This window comes from Providencia sp. PROV189 (genome assembly GCF_028480065.1).
GTDB classification, from domain to species: domain Bacteria; phylum Pseudomonadota; class Gammaproteobacteria; order Enterobacterales; family Enterobacteriaceae; genus Providencia; species Providencia stuartii.
Map to the genome: position 1 here is coordinate 23,248 of NZ_JAMPOG010000006.1, position 18,096 is coordinate 41,343.

The following is an 18,096-nucleotide window of genomic DNA, read 5'->3' on the forward strand; positions in this document are numbered from 1 at the left end:
ATCGTGGATATCCTACAAAATAAATTTAAACATGCACTAAAAGAAGGTCGACCACAAATCGGTTTATGGCTGGGGCTATGCAGCTCATATAGTGCTGAATTGGTGGCTGGAGCAGGTTTTGACTGGCTACTGATTGATGGTGAACACGCTCCTAATAATGTACAAACAATATTAACTCAATTACAGGCAATCGCACCTTATCCATCGCAGCCGGTTGTACGTCCACCTTGGAATGATCCTGTCATTATTAAACAGTTATTGGATATTGGGGCACAAACATTATTACTGCCTATGGTGCAAAATGCAGAGCAAGCACAGCAAGCTGTTCGCGCCACACGTTACCCTCCGGCGGGGATCCGCGGTGTGGGGAGCGCTCTAGCACGTGCATCACGTTGGAATCGTATTCCTAATTATCTGCAACGGGCCAATGATGAGATGTGTGTCATTGTGCAAGTCGAAACCCGTGAAGCTATCAATAATCTTTCGGAAATATTACAAGTCGAAGGGATCGATGGCGTCTTTATTGGGCCAGCTGATCTCAGTGCAGACATGGGCTATTCAGGTAATCCAAATCATCCCGAAGTGAAGGCAGTCATCGAAAAGGCTATTGTCCAAATTCGTGCTGCGGGTATTGCCCCTGGTATTTTAATGGCAGCGCCAGACGTCGCTGAACATTATTTAAAATTAGGTGCACTATTTGTTGCGGTTGGTGTGGATACAACATTGCTAGCGCGTAGCGCAGAAGCATTAGCGGCTCGCTTTGGCAATACCGTTTCTGAAGTGACATCTAACACACCCAGTGTGTATTAGTGATTTGCAATACAGTAGTAAACACCCAAAGCCATTAAGATAACTCGATCTTTCGGTTGTAAATACTTCGAGTTTGTCTCTAAGCGCTAAGCAAAAATCGCCGAGGAGCATGGATTATTGTGTGACTCGGATAGATGAGCAAGAGCGAATAATGAAACAACTTGGAATATGGCAAACCAATTACCCTACAAATATCAATCTGGTGGCTAAGGGAAAACAACATTAACAACCCTGTACCTACGGGGCAGACATGTTATATGGCTGCCTAAGAGCTTTTTGTACCCATAATAGCATTAAATGCATATAAATGAGGGAATTACAAAATGAGCAATTTATCCAATGTTGCTGAAAAAAATCCTGCTGAACAGCATAAAAATTTAACTGAACCACAACAACGCGTAATTAAAAAATTATTTCGCCGCCTAATTGTCTTTTTATTTGTATTATTTGTTTTTTCTTTCCTTGACCGCATCAATATCGGTTTTGCGGGTCTGACTATGGGGAAAGACATTGGTCTGACATCAACGATGTTTGGCCTTGCTGCCACACTATTTTATGCAACCTATGTTATTTTTGGGATACCTAGCAATATTATGTTGGGTATTGTGGGCGCCCGCCGTTGGATTGCCACCATCATGGTACTGTGGGGCATCGCCTCAACAGCCACAATGTTCGCAACAGGCCCGACAAGCCTCTATATTTTGCGGATGCTAGTCGGCGTCGCCGAAGCTGGCTTTTTACCGGGTATCCTAGTTTATTTAACTTACTGGTTTCCTGCTTATTTCCGCGCCCGTGCTAACGCTTTATTTATGGTGGCCATGCCTGTCACAATGGCATTTGGTTCCCTAGCATCGGGTTACATCCTCGAAATGGATGGTATTTTAAACCTAAAAGGCTGGCAGTGGCTGTTCCTGCTGGAAGGTTTCCCTTCAGTGATCTTAGGCGTGCTGGTCTGGTTCTACCTTGATGATTCGCCAGATAAAGCAAAATGGCTAACGAAAGAAGACAAAGAGAGTCTTCAAGAAATGATGGAGCAAGATAAGTTAGAATTGGTTCAGCCGCACGGTTCGAAAAGCCATACAGCATTACAGAATACTAGCTTATGGAAAGAGATTTTTACCCCTGTTGTCTTAATGTATACCGTGGCCTATTTCTGCCTGACCAATACGCTCAGTGCCATTAATATCTGGACGCCACAAATTATGCAGAGCTTTAATGAAGGCAGTAGTAACGCCATGATAGGCCTACTGACGGCTATCCCTCAGTTCTGTACTATACTTGGTATGGTGTATTGGAGCCGGCGTTCTGACAGATTACAAGAACGTAAAATGCACACCGCACTCCCCTACCTATTTGCAGCGGCAGGTTGGGTATTAGCGGCACTGACACATCATCCTGTCATCCAATTAATTGGTATCATTATGGCATCGACAGGTTCATTTACCGCAATGGCTGTATTCTGGACCACGCCAGACCAATCCATCAGTTTACGTGCTCGTGCTGTTGGTATTGCTGTTATCAACGCAACAGGTAATATTGGTTCAGCGGTCAGCCCACTACTGATTGGTTGGCTAAAAGACCAAACAGGTAGCTTCAATTCAGGGCTGTACTTTGTCGCTGGGTTGTTGGTCGTTGGGGCGCTATTAGTCGCATTTATCCCCATGAAGAGCTCACGTCCTAGAGCAACACCGTAATATTCAAAGATAACAAAATAGTCGAGCCGCAATCCTCTGTATTGCGGCTCGAAACCAACAGAGTAAAGGGAGAATGTGGTGTCATCATTAATAACCAATATTGATATCAGTAAAGATTATGATGAAACACAAGGGAATGATGATGTTCATTACCAAACATTCGGTAATATGGCCGCCTTTTTTGGCCGTGATATGCAAGCACATCGACATGATGGCTTTTTTCAGTTGCACTACCTTGAAACAGGTCATATCACATTACAACTTGATGACCTACGTTATTCAGTCCAAGCCCCTTTATTTATTCTAACGCCGCCTTCTGTTCCTCATGCCTTTTTTACTCAAGAAGATACAGATGGGCACGTGCTGACCGTTCGCCAAGATTTAATCATCCCTTTATTAGAATCACTTTACCCTGCTAACCCTGATTTAGTCTCTATTCCTGCGATTTGTTTGTCCGTTGCTGATAAACCCGATGACCTTGAAACTTTTAATCACTATTGGGCACTAATGGCTCGCGAATCGGCCAATAGCTACGCCGGACGCGATCAGGTATTATCCTCTTTAGCTCAAGCGCTATTTACTTTCCTATTACGCTCAATTCCCCTTGATGACCACCCAGTTAGTGGTGTAAGAGGAGAACATCGCCTATTCCAACGTTTTAACCAGCTTATTGATTCACACTACCATGAGCACCTTTCTGTTCCCGAATATGCAGACAAACTGGGTGTTACCGAATCTCGACTCAAAGATATGTGCCGACGTTTCGCTAACCGTCCACCCAAGCGCCTGATTTTTGACCGCATATTACGAGAAGCGAAACGTATGCTATTGTTTTGTGACAGCCCTGTATCAGAAATAGCCTACCAACTTGGATTTAAAGATCCGGCTTACTTTGCACGCTTCTTTAACCGTTTAGTTGGGGATTCCCCTAGCCAATGGCGAGATAAAAATATCCACTAATCTATGATAGTTAAACTTAATCATGACACGTGGTTATTGAAAATTTTAACGCTGTCTATTAACGCGTTTCTCTGCTATTTATCGCAATAACCATAATAAAAATGTTTAATAAACTGCTTTATTTATAAATTGTTCATTACTAATATCTATAAGTAATAATCAATGCGTATTTTCTATTTTTCATTGTCATTTTTATTTATTAATAATAACTATTAAAATGAAATAAATTAACAATTACTATTTATTCAAATTTCACAATTACATCATATTTTAAAATTAAATCAGGATGTTATATAACGTATCTCTATAGATTATTTACATATTAATCAATTAGGTATTTTTACTTAATTCTATAACTAAATATTATATCAAAATAAGATGATTTACCTAAAAGACCATGGTAAAAATCACTCATTCTACGTGTAATGGTGTTTGTTATTCTCAGGGTGAAGGTTAACTATGTACGATGATTTAAATTCATTAAGCCGTCAGCTTAAAATGGATAATTTTTCTTTCCTTGAAATTGAAGAAACCACTCAATCCAAGGATGAACAGCCATTATCTAATATGGCTATTAAGCAAGAACTCCCATTACCTGAGAAAATTGAAGTGGTTTCTGAATCAACGACTCAGCCCCAGCCAACCCAACCAAATGAGTCTTACTCAACAATTAATGAGTTTTCTCATTTCCTTAATTATAAAAATAATCACTACCATAATACAGCGGACTCAGCTTCTCATACGGAGCAACTTGTTATACTGAGTGAACTCTTTTCAAGTATTAGTAAAAAATAAAATACTCATTTACCTATAGTATAATAAAACCTCATTATGAGTTAGTGACATGCAAAAAACACTCAAAATCGTTACGTCTATACTTTTGTTATTCTTATTTATTTTATTAATTATCATTCCTCTAGATAGTGATAAACAGTTTCTATTAGGAGGCGTGTTAATTGTATTTACATTCTTTATTGGAATATTTAAAAATAAAAAACTACAGCTTGCCTTGATATTAATATCACTACTTTGTACTTCTCGTTATATCTGGTGGCGGGCAACAACGACCCTTTATTTTGATTCTTATATTGAGCTGATTTTAGGATCATTACTATTTATTGCGGAACTATATTCATTAGCTATTCTATTATTCGGTTATATTCAAACCTGTTGGCCATTAAAAAGAACGATCGCCCCCTTACCGAAAGATACTTCATTATGGCCAACGGTTGATCTATTTATTCCAACCTATAATGAAAGTATTGATATCGTCAAAGATACAGCGCTTGCTGCACAGTGTATCGAATATCCTAAAGATAAATTAAAAATTTATATATTAGATGATGGGAAGCGAGATGCGTTTCGCCAGTTAGCTGAAGATATTCAAGTTGGCTATATGATCCGCCCTGATAATAACCATGCAAAAGCAGGAAACCTTAATCATGCATTAACAAAAACGCATGGTGAACTGATTTGTATTTTTGATTGTGACCATGTAGCGACACGCGTATTTTTACAAGCAACAGTAGGGGCATTTTTAGTCGATGAAAAACTCGCTTTGATCCAAACCCCCCATTATTTTTACTCTAAAGATCCCTTTGAACGTAATTTAAGTGCGGCTAAAAGAGCGCCGCATGAAGGTGCGCTATTTTATGGTCCAGTGCAGCAAGGTAACGATAATTGGAATGCCGCGTTTTTCTGTGGCTCTTGTGCGGTAATTCGCCGTAGTGCCTTAAAAGAGACAAATGGATTTGCGGTAGAAACGGTTACCGAAGATGCCCATACAGCCCTTAAATTGCAGCGTAAGGGATGGAATACCGCTTTCTTAGATATTCCTCTTTCAGCGGGTTTAGCGACTGAACGCTTAACTTTGCACATTAACCAACGTATACGTTGGGCACGAGGCATGACACAGATTTTTCGCGTCGATAACCCGCTATTAGGTAAAGGTCTGACATTTACACAACGTATCTGTTATTTAAATGCCATGCTACATTTTCAGTATGGGCTACCTCGAGCGATTTTCCTCTTATCCCCTTTGGTTTTTATTCTATTTGATTTAAATATTATCTCATCATCCGCAACACTCATATTTTCTTATGCGCTACCTCATTTGATTACTTCTAACTATGTCAATTCAAAACTTGTCGGTAGCTATCGCTATTCTTTCTGGGGGGAAATTTATGAAACAGTGATGGCTTTTCATTTAATACTCCCAACATTGATGAGCTTAATATCGCCAAAACTCGGTAAATTTAATGTTACTGATAAAGGTGATTTAACAGATAAAAACTATTTTGATCACACGGCCGTTCGCCCGCTCCTTATTGTCGCCGTACTTTTAGTCGCCGCAATTGGGATTGCCTTATTCAAATGGATTATGGGTCTATATCATTATATTGATGACGGTGTCATTGTGATTAACCTTATATGGGGTATTTATAGCTTACTGATTGTCCTCGCTTCTATATCGGTAGCAAAAGAGACCAAACAGTTACGTCGAGCCACGAGGGTTCCTGCATCAATCCCTGTGACCGTTTATTTTTCTGATAATAGCGTTATAGAAACTCAATCCATTGATCTCTCCATGAGTGGGGCAAGACTTAACTTCCCATTTGAGCATAATGTTACACAGACATTTATTACACAAATTGCCATTGGTATAGGCAAAGAAAGAGCATTTATCCCGATCCAGCAAGCATGGATTGATAATAAGCAATTAAGAATGGAATTTGCTCACTTAACTCATGCTATTCGACGTGATGTTGTACGTGTTGTATTAACTCGAGCAGATGCTTGGTTTAAACCTAAACATGCAAACGACAAACCATTAAGGTCATTTATCGACGTGCTGCAATGTGCATTTGAATTGTTCATTATCCGTAAAGATAAGAAGGCCACGGATAATTCCATTTTGCTTTCAAAACAAAATAGTAAAGAGCAGCATCATGTTTAACCGCCTGAAATTAATATTTATCGCTTACGCGTTATTAATAAGTCATACGGCCGCATTTGCCGTAGAGAGAGTGGATACACAGAAAAAAGTTTCTGCGCCATTAGACTTTATATTAAATAATGGGCTAATAAAAAATAGCGATGTTATAGACACTACCGCTGAAGAAATTACCTTGAAAAAAATTGGCCTCATAAACGGCCTGACCTTAAGTAGTGATAAACTCCAATCTGGTATTAGTTTTACTTTGCCCTATGATTTTATTGTTATAAATGCAGAAATACGCTTAATCATTTCAATCAAAGAAACTGAAAATATCGAAAAGGATAATTTACAAATAACGCTAAATGATCAGTCTTTAGGTTCGATACCGTTATCTCAACTTCATGAAAATAAATCGACTTTTACTTTAAAAGTACCAAACGCCATTCTCTCTTCAAAGAACAATTTAAACTTTCAGATCATTAGTAATGATGACATCATTAATAATGAGTGGACATGCCAGCGCCCAGACTTAAAAGATCTTAATCTTGAGATTTCCCCTTTAACCTCAATGGCATTAAAAGGGGTATTAATGAATACGCGTAAATCACTCATGGATTTTCCTCGGCCATTTTTAGATCCTTTAAAAATGAATAGCAATGAACTTGCTTTTATCTATGCCGCTTCACCGACCCCAGATACCTTAATGGCCTCTGCCATTGTAGCCTCTATTTTTGGCATCAAAAGTGGGGAAAAAGGGAACCATTTCAATGTTTATCTTGATGAATTACCGGAAAAGCATGCTGTTTTATTCACAATGGCGGATGAGACCATTTCAGGGATCTCCTTTAATCAGGCTAAAGGCCCAAATATCAGAATTATAGATAACCCTGTAAACGAGAAATACAAAATCTTGGTCATTAGTGGACGTCATGCACATGAGCTGCGTCAGGCCGCTTACCAACTCTTTACACCTGATTTACCTGACAGCAGCGATATGGCTATCGCCAACTATCATGTACAAAAACGGCAAGCTTATGATGCCCCTAACTGGCTTTCGGCGAAAAAAATAATCACTTTCAGCCAAATAATTAAAAGTCGCGACGCCCTGCAATCCCGCTTGTTTTGGAATGAAGAGAAAAACATTATTTTTCGCCTTCCACCTGATGTATTCATGTTATCAGGGAACAAAATCCCCGTGAAAATAGACTATACGTTTGATGGTAAAAATTGGATTGATATGAAGCATTCGATGTTAACTATCGCATTGAACTATCAATTTTTAAAAAATATTTCTGCTCAAAAACACAGCATTATTAGTCCAATCACGGAGTTTTTTACTAATAACCACGACAACAGCACAACACTTTATCTTGATAGCGCAAGCTTATTTGGTGAAAACAGACTAAGCTTTTATTTTAATATCACACCGCATCAAGAAACGCCTTGTAATATCCGTAATAATGGTGAGATTGTTAATCAAATATTGTCTAGCTCTACATTTGATCTCAGTAATATTTCCAATTTTGGGGAGCTACCAAATACGGCTTGGTTTTTAAATGGCCTATTCCCATTTACGAAATATGCCGATTTATCAGATACCGTCATTTTATTAACCAAAAATCCAGCTAAAGAAGAAATCGCATTAATGCTTCATTTAATGGAAAAAGCAGGACGCATTACTGGCTTTCCGGTTAGTCAGGTCACCATACTCACTGATACAACAAAACCACAAAATAATTTAAAACTCACGAGTTCGAATATTATTGCAATCTCTAAATTAAAAGAGATCGCAGCATTCAAGCCACTAATAAAAGATACCTCTTATCATTATAGTTATGGGCAATTACAAGTCATTCCCCCTTCTCTATTGCAGAAACTGAAACTGCTTCTACTCGGAGAATGGAAAAATCAATTTGAAGAAGCAAACAATATTTTAATAAATTCACAAAAATGGCGAGGGTTACTCAGTTTCCCATCACCTTGGTCTAGCAACAAAGTCGTGACCATTTTAACTGCGACTAACAGTGAACAACTGAAAAAACTCCATGATGATATTGATAAGCCTGGAAGACAACAACTCGAATCGGGTGATATCTTGCTATTTAATGATTTTGATGATGTTAAGGTTCTGCGAGTTAATGCATCATTTTTATCAGGCGAATTACCGCTACACACATTAGTCCTTTGGTTTTTTAGCCAACATTTATTTCTATTAATGGCTATGTTATTTACCACCTTATTCCTTATGAGTTTGTATTTGTTTAAAAGATTAAAAAACCATGAATCCAAACGTCTATCAAGGATGAAAAAATAAAATGAAAAATAGCTTATTAATAAAAGTATTTATTACTTTGCTCTGTGGTACATACCCACTATCGACGTTAGCTCGATCATTAGAAAATGAAACAGCCATTAAAGTTCTATTAGAAAAAGCCAATTATTGGCACAGTAAATCTAACTATGACCTTGCTTACGATGCGCTGAGTAAAGTTTTTGCCATTGAGCAATATAATATTGAAGCATTATATCTAATGTCATATTACAAAATTCAGCAAGGTAAAAAACAAGAAGCGGCTCTCTGGGTTAATAAACTCAAAAAATATGCCCCAGACGATCAGCGGCTTTCACAATTAGCCCAGTTTTCGCCCCGTGAAAATCGTTCCGATGAGATACTCAAAAAAGCCCGAGAATTTGCAACACAAGGTCAGATTGAACAAGCAATACAGGCGTATGACAAATTATTTACGCATAATCCACCTAGTGGTGACTTAGCGATTGAATATTATGAAACACTCGCTGGCAGTAAAAAACACCTAGAAAAAGCAATCGCTGAGCTAAGAAAAATAGCACAGCAAACACCATCAGATGAGAAGGTACAGCGTATTCTTGCAACGGTATTAACCTATCAAGAGAAAACAAGGCGAGAGGGAATTCAAAAGCTCATCCAGATCGAAAATAAAGATAAGGCGGTGGTCAATTCATTGAAGCAAGCACTACTGTGGTTACAACCCGATGAAAAAGATCTGCCCGCTTACCAGCATGTTATGAATTTATCACCAAATGATAGCCTTGTAATGGAACACTATAACAATCGCATTGGTAACAGTGATATTCGTGCTGGATTTACGCTATTAAATAGAGGTAGCCTTGAACAAGCAAAGCAAAAATTCACACAAGCGCTAACAAATGATCCTAAAAATATCGATGCCACTGCGGGTCTGGGTTACGTGGCGCTCCGTCAAAAAAACTATCAAGAAGCAGAGAAGTTATTAAGTGAAGCGGCTAATAACACAACGGATCATAAAAGAGCCCAATGGTTAAAAGATATCAAAAATATTAACTACTATTCGCAACTAGATAGAGTTAAACAATTAGCGCGTAATCAGCAATTTGATCACGCGATTAGCTTACTTAAAAGTACCAGTGTGAGTGACCCACAGCAGCAACTTGCTCTCAATTTATTACTAGCACAAACCTATCGTGATAAAAAAGACTATGCTAGCGCAGAGTCGTTATATCGGACGCTTCATCAAAACTACCCTAATAATAAAACAGTAAAAGAGCAGCTAGTCTGGTTATTTAACGAACAAAAAAAATATCAAGAATTAGAGCTATTATTACAAACCTTCTCTCCTACTGAGCGCTATGATTATCAGCAAAAAATAAATTTCAGTGAGCAATACCGAAAAAATGCAGAAAAAGCACTTAATAATGGCTTAGTGAATGAAGCGGAAAATATTCTCACACAAGCCATTAATAAAGATCCTCAAAATGCTTGGCTGCACCTCGATTACGCCAGACTGCTACTTAAAAAAGGTGATCATCATAAAGCAAATGCAGTGATGAATAATTTGGTTGCAACCTATCCTTCACCTGCAACTTGGCATAGCGCGATCATTTTGGCAAGCGAGCAAAATCACTGGAAGGATGTATTGAATTTAATTCATAAAATTCCTAGTGGATCACAAACGGCAGAAATAACAGAGCTTAAACATCGCGCTAAATTTAATCAACAAATTGATATTGCCCAACACTACATTGATAGTGGAAATCACAATGCAGCATTAAATACCCTAAAAATAAATATTAAATCATTACCTCAGAACCCAGCCGATATTGGCCGCCTTGCTCAGCTATATATAGATGCGGGTGATAGTCAAATGGCGCTAAATGTGATCCATCAAAACCTATCCGTTGAACCACAAGGAAGCCTAAAAGATTATACACAGCAAATCCTTATCTTACGCCGCTTAGGATACTTTGCAGAAGCAGAGAGCTTGATGAACTCCCCGGCTTTACTCGCCACAACCAGCGAAAAAGAGTTAAATCACATTAGAGCGGGCTACCTCAGCGAACAAGCCGATTTATTTCGCGAAAAAGGTCATCTCAACGAAGCTTGGGAAATATTAGCGCCAGAAATAAAAAATGATCCGAATAATAGCCAACTCTTATTAGCTGTTGCCCGAGTTTATCAATCAAATGATCAACCCGAGCAAGCGAGTGATGTTTATCAATACCTATTAGCTATTTCCCCTAAAAATCAGGATGCATTAATAGGCTTAGTTGATCTAGCAATTAACAATGACGACAGTGTGGCAGCAAGAAAATATTTTGCAGAGATCAAGGCAACCAACAAAACCGATTACCTGATTTTGTCGGCTCGCCTTGCTGAGCTGGAAGGTCATAATACCCAAGCACTCAAATTATTAAAAACAGCACAATGGGGATTAATTCAGCCGCAAGAACAGCCAACTTATTTACCAGTAAATCACCCATTAGCTGGGCAAATACTCATGCACACTCAGCACAATCCTCGCCAAAAGGCCCAGTTAGACCATATTGAAATGATGCTTACAGATTTACAGCAAAAAACATCTGTCGCATTGAATAATACCATTCAGGTAAACAGCCACTCAGGGGAGTCAGGATTAAGCAAATTTACCGAAATCAAAGAGACCCTCACACTCTCTCTTCCACTGCTTGATAATATTAAGTTAGCGCTGAGCGTATCCCCTTCGGTTATTAGTTCAGGCAAAACTCCCGCTGAAAATGCCAGCCTTGTGGGCAGTGGAGCGTTAACGAGAGCCAATCGCCGTAGCCTAGTCGAAAGTGCTTCACGCGCTAATGTACATGCCGATGAAATTAATAGCCGTTCAATTCAAGGCTTAGAATCAAATATTTTATTGAAAGGCGATAACTTTCAATTGGATTTCGGGCATACCAATAGTGATGGCTTAATTGTTTCCTTAGTTGGCGGAGCTGAATGGTCAATTAACACCTCACCACATAGCCAATTAACTTTAGCAGCCGAACGGCGAGCGGTAACTGATAGCCAACTTTCATACAGTGGGCTTAAAGATAGTGTAACAGGTAGAACATGGGGAGCCGTGACACGCAATACGCTGTCAGCACAATACGCATGGGATAATAGCCATTATGGTACTTATGCCAAAGTTGCCGCTAATAAGTATATTGGTACCCACGTTCCTAATAACCAATCTGTTGATCTCAATGCTGGCTCTTATATTTATGGAATAAATGAAAATAATAAAACTCTAAAATTAGGCGCTAATATTCATTATATGGGATTTGATAAAAACCTTAATTATTATACATTAGGGCATGCAGGGTATTTCAGCCCACAGAAATATATTGCAGTTTCATTGCCTATTTCTTATGAGCAAAAATTAGATAATTTATCAGTAAAATTAAACTCCACTGTTGGATATCAATCGTACACGACTGAAAGTGCAGATTATTACCCTACAGATAGACAACTACAAGATGAATTAAACAGTTACACAGATAATGATGAATATATAGATACTCACTATAAAAAGAGCAGTAAAAATGGCATAAGTTATTCTTTTGGCGTAGAGACTAACTATAAAATATCACCATCTTCATTTATTGGAGCGAATGTTAGTTATAATACTTTTGGTAATTATGATGAGACAAAAGCTAATATTTACTTTAAATATTTATTCGACAAAGATATACTAGGAAAATAAAAATGATGTTTGACCAAGATAGTTACTTACAACGTGGTTATAAAACAGGCTGGCATGATTTAATTAATTTTTTATTTTATGAGTTTTCGTCAGGTGAAACTAATGAAGGCTGTAAAACGCTACGGCGAATTGGGCAACAGCTTGGTGAATTACACACTATTGAGAATTCAAGTACATTAAGTCAATTAGAAAAAAATATTAATACTGTTCTAGAAGTGTTCAATTGGGGGTTTGTTAAAATGGCACCCGCAAATAGTGAATTGCTTATTATGCATTGTGCGTGGCCTCACGCGCCTAAATCGGTCAATAAAAAATGGCGTCGAGCTAGCGCTAGTATTTTAGAAGGCTTATATACTCAGTGGTTAACATCGCAAGGTGGTAATAAATCAGTGCCTGTATTGTGGAATGAAAATGCAACTGAAGATATTTTCATATTTCGTTATGCTTTATTTAAATAGATTCATCAAATATAAATTATCATGATTAATAAAACCAAAGAGTTATCAATAAAAAATGAAAAAATCTCATTGGACTTAATCATTGGTCAAACCTGTCTTTTTTTATTAATTGATATATATGGAAGAGTTTCATATGTTAGTCAACGTTTCTTAGAAACTTACAACTACAATCGTGCAGATGTTATTGGATATAAGCCAAGCATAATAAATAATCAGTTGATTTTAGAAAAAAACAGTCTTGATTTTATTTCTAATTATAGTAACACTGAAGATATTATTTTTATAACTAAAGAAAATAAAAAAATATTTTTTATAGCTAGATTAATGGAGATAGAAGAAAATAGCAACAATGCCTATCATTACTGTCTTATTTTATCTGAAGTAACAAGGCTAATAGCAGCTAAGAATAAACTCTCTTTCCAAGTATACCATGACCCTCTAACTGGACTATTAAACAGATATGGTTTTTATAGAAAAGGCAAAGAAGCTCTTAAATTAGCCAAAAATAGTAAAACAGAATGCTATTTGGCGCTTATTGACATTGATAAATTTAAAAAAATAAACGATACCTTTGGTCATGGTTATGGTGATCGACTATTAAAACAGTTCACTAAAAATGTAAAAAAGCACTTACCGAGTGAGGTTATTTTTGCTCGATTAGGTGGCGATGAATTTGTGTTAATGGTGAATGACATACATCATCATGCAGAATCTATCTTTTGGGAGCTGGTTCACTTTATGGGGACTTATTCATATTGCCATTTAGAAGGAGAAGTATCGAATATCAATATTAGTGTCGGCATTGCACAATACCCGCGTGATGGTGAGCGTTTAGGGAGTTTAGTAAAAAATGCCGATATAGCCTTATACCATGCGAAAAAACAAGGAGGAAATCAAATAAAGAAATGTATTTAGGTTTAACTATATAGCTGTTTTAACTAATAAAATTTAAAACCGTACTTAGTTGAAAACTACACTCAACAAGTAAAGATTATAATAAATATTTTATTTATCAAGGATTATATATGTTGAAAGCTGTCATACCTGTTGCGGGGTTAGGTACTCGCATGCTACCAGCAACAAAAGCGATACCTAAGGAGATGTTACCTCTTGTAGATAAACCTATTATACAATACATAATAAAAGAATGTTATATGGCGGGTATCAATGAAATTATATTTGTTACTCATTCATCTAAAAATTCAATTGAAAATCATTTTGATACCTCTTTTGAATTAAAATCGTTATTAGAACAAAAAGGGAAAGAGCAATTACTCAATGAAATAAATGGTATTTGCCCTGAAAATTTAAAAATTATGCATGTTAGACAAGGCTGTGCAAGCGGTCTAGGCCATGCGATATTATGTGCTCAGCCTTTTATTGGTGATAATGATTTTATTGTTGTTTTACCAGACGTCATTATTAATGAATATGCTTGTAATTACGCATCTGATAATTTACCCGCAATGATTGACCGCTTTTACTCGACAGGAAAAAGCCAAATATTAATTGAACAAGTCAATATCGAGCATGTCGAAAATTACGGGATTGTAGATTGCCATAATGAGGTTACTCATAGCGGAGAGTTTAATAATATCTATGCGATTGTAGAGAAACCACATAAAGAGAGTGCGCCATCAAACTTAGCTATTGTTGGCCGTTATGTTTTAAGTAAAGAGATTTGGCCATTGCTGGCAAAAACACCTATTGGTAAGAGTAATGAAATCCAACTGACGGATGCATTATCCATGCTTCTGAAAACCCATGCTATCGAAGGTTATCACATAAAGGGGCGTTCTCATGATTGTGGCGATAAAATGGGGTATATGAAAGCGTTCTTTGAATATAGTCGTCAGCATCAAACATTTGGCTCACAGTTTCATCGCTGGTTGAAAGATTCGGTAGAAACTGTTTAATCATAACGCCTATTTATAGGGTAGATTTTATGAATCAACAAAATCCAATCGCTAGTCTGATTTTTAGTTATATGCCTAATGCGAGATCTTGTTCTTTATTTTTTATATTTGTTTGTTATTCAAATAGATATAACAACTTTAAAAATCAGGATTGGATTTTTATTGCTAACAGAATAAGAAGATTACAATTAATCATGTTAATTCTTTTTTATTAAAAAAGTATGGGTCGTATTGAGAAATATTTTACCTCTGTCTGAATAAACTTATCTGATAATGATATCTCCTATGTAATACCTTAACAATGATGGATTAATTCGAGATTTCATTATGAATGAGTTTAGTCATCAGCTAAGTAAAACTGACTTCATTGAAAACAGATGTTTTATTATCCCATTACTTTAATGATTTTTGTTTAATTTTTATTAGTACTCATTCTCAGTCATGTAAGCAATGGACAATAACAACGAAATTTGATTTTTAAACCACAGCAGAGGCAACAAAATGAATATTAGAGATTTCGAGTATTTAAACGCATTAGGTAAGTTTCTTAACTTTAAAAAAGCGGCTCAATATTGCAATGTAGCTCAACCAACCTTAAGTATTCAGATTGGTAAACTAGAAAACACACTCGGCTGTTTTCTGCTAGAAAGAACCACCCGTCGGGTTAACTTTACACCTTTGGGTCTACAAATCTTAGAGCACAGCAAGATTATTTTAAAAGAGATAGAAGAAATTAAAGCCATTGCACAGCAATCTACAAATAATAATATAAAAACTTTTCATATTGGCATTTCTGATTCATTACCAGAGTATTTTGCCTCCTACATTACAGAAGCCGTCTTAGCAAGTGACCCTAATATTAACTTAATAGTCACGGTGGATAGCTCAGAGGAACTGTTTGCCCAGCTCGCCTCGATGTCCTTAAACTTGCTGATCGTTTCTTCAACAAAATGCCCCGATAACTTTATTTCAGCCTCCTTGATAAGCTTCCCTATAAACCATCAATTTGTCACCCAAAAAGGACATAGTACAGAGCAGCCAACGAGTATTTTAGGTTCGTATTCAGAAATAAAATCTAAAATCTGTTTTCGAAATGGCGATAGAAATATGGATAACTACTTGCACATTGGTAACTTAATCAATGAATCGATAGATCTTTTATTGAAAAAAAACCATATCGCCTAGCGCTTCTCTTACTGGAACTCAGCGTGCTACATATCGAAAACTCAATCTTCGCTATTGTAGTACGCTTAACCTAAGAGAAGTTTTAGCACCGACAACGTCTTGCAATGCAACTTTTTGTTAACTTTATTATTGTCATCGGTTCTCGATAGAGAAAGATCAGCACACCTTTTTTTCTTCCTAGGAAAAGTACTTTTTCTTTTAAAAATCACTGATAAAGCAATTTTTATTGGTAGTTTTTTTATCAAAAAATCCTGTAAAATTTAAACTCATTAAGTAGTTAATAAATTTTAATTTATTGAATTAAATGATTATTTTTATAGTACATCGATCATTTGTTAATATTAAAAATACTACCGTGATCACATTCTTATCATAAACTCTCTTTTTCAACGAAAAGTACCAGCGATCCTTTCTAAAGTCTCTTTCTTATTTTTAAATAAAAAGCTTCAATTAAGAAACACAAAATAAACATAAAATTAACATAATCCAGATGCCAGCGAAAATATGTACCCTATGATGCGCCGGCGCTGTTTGTGAGATAACGAGGTAGACATGAAACCAGAAGATTTTCGCTCAGATGCCAAACGCCCATTTAACAGCCAAGAATATTTAAAAAGCCTACAAGATGGCCGTGAAATTTATATCTATGGTGAGCGTGTTAAAGATGTCACCACTCACCCAGCATTTCGTAATTCAGCCGCTTCAATAGGACAGTTATATGATGCACTCCATGATAAAGCAACTCATGACAGCCTTTGCTGGGGAACAGATACCGGAAACGGCGGCTATACACACAAATTCTTCCGTTTCGCCACCAGCGCCGATGAACTGCGCCAACAACGTGACGCCATCGCTGATTGGTCACGCCAAAGCTATGGATGGATGGGACGCACTCCAGACTATAAGGCGGCATTCGCCAGTTGTTTAGGGGCTAACCCAGAATATTACGGCCAATTCGCTGATAACGCGCGTAATTGGTATAAACGTATTCAAGAAAGTGGGCTTTATTTTAACCATGCGATTGTTAATCCACCAATCGATCGCCATAAACCTGCTGATGAAGTAAAAGATGTCTATATCAAGCTGGAAAAAGAAACTGATGCAGGTATTATCGTCAGCGGCGCAAAAGTGGTTGCCACTAACTCCGCCCTAACTCACTACAACTTTATCGGTTTCGGCTCTGCACAAGTGATGGGGGATAACCCTGATTTTGCACTGATGTTCGTCGCACCAATGGACGCTGATGGTGTGAAACTAATTTCACGCGCATCATACGAATTAGTTGCTGGCGTAACAGGCGCACCTTTTGACTACCCACTATCAAGCCGTTTTGATGAAAATGATGCGATATTAGTCATGGATCATGTGTTGATCCCATGGGAAAACGTATTAATTTATCGTGATTTTGATAGAGCGCGTAATTGGGCTGTACAAGGTGGTTTCGCTCGCTTGTTCCCATTACAAGCCTGCGTGCGTTTAGCGGTTAAATTGGATTTCATTACAGGCTTACTGCAAAAAAGCCTTGAATGTACTGGAGTTGTCGACTTCCGTGGTGTACAAGCAGACTTAGGTGAAGTGGTCGCATGGCGTAATTTATTCTGGTCACTTACCGATGCAATGACTTCGGAAGCGAAGGCTTGGGAAGGCGGAGCCTATCTGCCAGATACGCAAGCAATCCAAACTTATCGCGTAATGGCACCAATGGCCTATACGAAAATCAAGAATATCATAGAAAGTAATGTCACCAGTGGTTTGATATATCTACCATCCAGTGTGAAAGACATGAACAACCCAGAAATCGATAAGTATCTGGCAAAATATGTGCGTGGCTCTAACGGTATGGATCATGTAGAACGTATCAAGGTGTTAAAGCTAATGTGGGATGCGATTGGAAGCGAGTTTGGCGGACGTCATGAGCTTTATGAAATCAACTATGCGGGTAGTCAGGACGAAATTCGTCTGCAATGTCTACGCCATGCTTATGGTTCGGGTAATATGAAAGCAATGACAGATATGGTTGACCGCTGCCTGTCTGATTACGATCAGCATGGTTGGAAACGCCCACACCTGCATAACAACAACGATATTAATAAGTTAGATTCGCTGCTGAAATAATCGGCAGCA

General features: G+C 37.5%; 12 protein-coding genes. All 12 read left to right on the top strand.

Going from position 1 to position 18,096, the window contains the following annotated elements; genetic code table 11:
- The first annotated feature begins 3 nt into the window (after positions 1–3).
- The 12 genes from hpaI to hpaB all read left to right on the top strand — a co-directional run bounded on the left by hpaI (position 4) and on the right by hpaB (position 18,087).
- Positions 4–810, top strand: a complete 807-nt coding sequence (gene hpaI / locus PR833_RS05640; protein WP_014656738.1) for a 4-hydroxy-2-oxoheptanedioate aldolase — start codon at positions 4–6, stop codon at positions 808–810.
- Positions 811–1,133: 323 nt separating this feature from the next.
- Positions 1,134–2,504: a 4-hydroxyphenylacetate permease gene (hpaX, locus tag PR833_RS05645; protein WP_004927339.1), complete on the top strand. Its 1,371-nt coding sequence runs from the start codon at positions 1,134–1,136 to the stop codon at positions 2,502–2,504.
- Between the two features lie 75 nt (positions 2,505–2,579).
- Entirely contained in the window at positions 2,580–3,464 is an 885-nt protein-coding gene (hpaA, locus tag PR833_RS05650) for a 4-hydroxyphenylacetate catabolism regulatory protein HpaA (RefSeq protein WP_004927338.1), read from the top strand.
- Between the two features lie 459 nt (positions 3,465–3,923).
- On the top strand, positions 3,924–4,259 hold the full coding sequence (locus PR833_RS05655) for a hypothetical protein (protein ID WP_004927336.1): 336 nt from the start codon (positions 3,924–3,926) through the stop codon (positions 4,257–4,259).
- A 49-nt stretch (positions 4,260–4,308) separates the two neighbouring features.
- Complete coding sequence (bcsA, locus tag PR833_RS05660) at positions 4,309–6,420, top strand: UDP-forming cellulose synthase catalytic subunit (RefSeq protein WP_014656739.1); 2,112 nt, start codon at positions 4,309–4,311, stop codon at positions 6,418–6,420.
- Positions 6,413–8,716: a cellulose biosynthesis cyclic di-GMP-binding regulatory protein BcsB gene (locus PR833_RS05665; RefSeq protein WP_272525952.1), complete on the top strand. Its 2,304-nt coding sequence runs from the start codon at positions 6,413–6,415 to the stop codon at positions 8,714–8,716. Before bcsA ends, PR833_RS05665 begins: the two co-directional genes overlap by 8 nt.
- 1 nt (position 8,717) lies before the next feature.
- Entirely contained in the window at positions 8,718–12,413 is a 3,696-nt protein-coding gene (locus tag PR833_RS05670; protein WP_272525953.1) for a cellulose synthase subunit BcsC-related outer membrane protein, read from the top strand.
- A gap of 2 nt (positions 12,414–12,415) precedes the next feature.
- Complete coding sequence (gene bcsD / locus PR833_RS05675) at positions 12,416–12,871, top strand: cellulose biosynthesis protein BcsD (RefSeq protein ID WP_004927325.1); 456 nt, start codon at positions 12,416–12,418, stop codon at positions 12,869–12,871.
- Positions 12,872–12,892: 21 nt separating this feature from the next.
- On the top strand, positions 12,893–13,786 hold the full coding sequence (locus PR833_RS05680) for a sensor domain-containing diguanylate cyclase (protein WP_272525954.1): 894 nt from the start codon (positions 12,893–12,895) through the stop codon (positions 13,784–13,786).
- A 110-nt stretch (positions 13,787–13,896) separates the two neighbouring features.
- Positions 13,897–14,787, top strand: coding sequence for a UTP--glucose-1-phosphate uridylyltransferase GalU (gene galU, locus PR833_RS05685; RefSeq protein ID WP_004927318.1), 891 nt, complete (start codon positions 13,897–13,899; stop codon positions 14,785–14,787).
- A gap of 501 nt (positions 14,788–15,288) precedes the next feature.
- Entirely contained in the window at positions 15,289–15,972 is a 684-nt protein-coding gene (locus PR833_RS05690) for a LysR family transcriptional regulator (RefSeq protein ID WP_004927309.1), read from the top strand.
- Between the two features lie 552 nt (positions 15,973–16,524).
- Positions 16,525–18,087 carry a 4-hydroxyphenylacetate 3-monooxygenase, oxygenase component gene (hpaB, locus tag PR833_RS05695; RefSeq protein ID WP_004927302.1) on the top strand — a complete coding sequence of 521 codons (1,563 nt, stop codon included), beginning with the start codon at positions 16,525–16,527 and terminating at the stop codon, positions 18,085–18,087.
- The last annotated feature ends 9 nt before the right edge of the window (positions 18,088–18,096 follow it).

Bases quoted from the DNA above. Each gene is read 5' to 3' on its own strand.
- hpaX (WP_004927339.1), top strand. From the start codon at position 1,134: ATGAGCAATTTATCCAATGTTGCTGAAAAAAATCCTGCTGAACAGCAT.
- PR833_RS05655 (WP_004927336.1), top strand. From the start codon at position 3,924: ATGTACGATGATTTAAATTCATTAAGCCGTCAGCTTAAAATGGATAAT.
- bcsA (WP_014656739.1), top strand. From the start codon at position 4,309: ATGCAAAAAACACTCAAAATCGTTACGTCTATACTTTTGTTATTCTTA.
- PR833_RS05665 (WP_272525952.1), top strand. From the start codon at position 6,413: ATGTTTAACCGCCTGAAATTAATATTTATCGCTTACGCGTTATTAATA.
- PR833_RS05670 (WP_272525953.1), top strand. From the start codon at position 8,718: ATGAAAAATAGCTTATTAATAAAAGTATTTATTACTTTGCTCTGTGGT.
- bcsD (WP_004927325.1), top strand. From the start codon at position 12,416: ATGATGTTTGACCAAGATAGTTACTTACAACGTGGTTATAAAACAGGC.
- PR833_RS05680 (WP_272525954.1), top strand. From the start codon at position 12,893: ATGATTAATAAAACCAAAGAGTTATCAATAAAAAATGAAAAAATCTCA.
- galU (WP_004927318.1), top strand. From the start codon at position 13,897: ATGTTGAAAGCTGTCATACCTGTTGCGGGGTTAGGTACTCGCATGCTA.
- PR833_RS05690 (WP_004927309.1), top strand. From the start codon at position 15,289: ATGAATATTAGAGATTTCGAGTATTTAAACGCATTAGGTAAGTTTCTT.
- hpaB (WP_004927302.1), top strand. From the start codon at position 16,525: ATGAAACCAGAAGATTTTCGCTCAGATGCCAAACGCCCATTTAACAGC.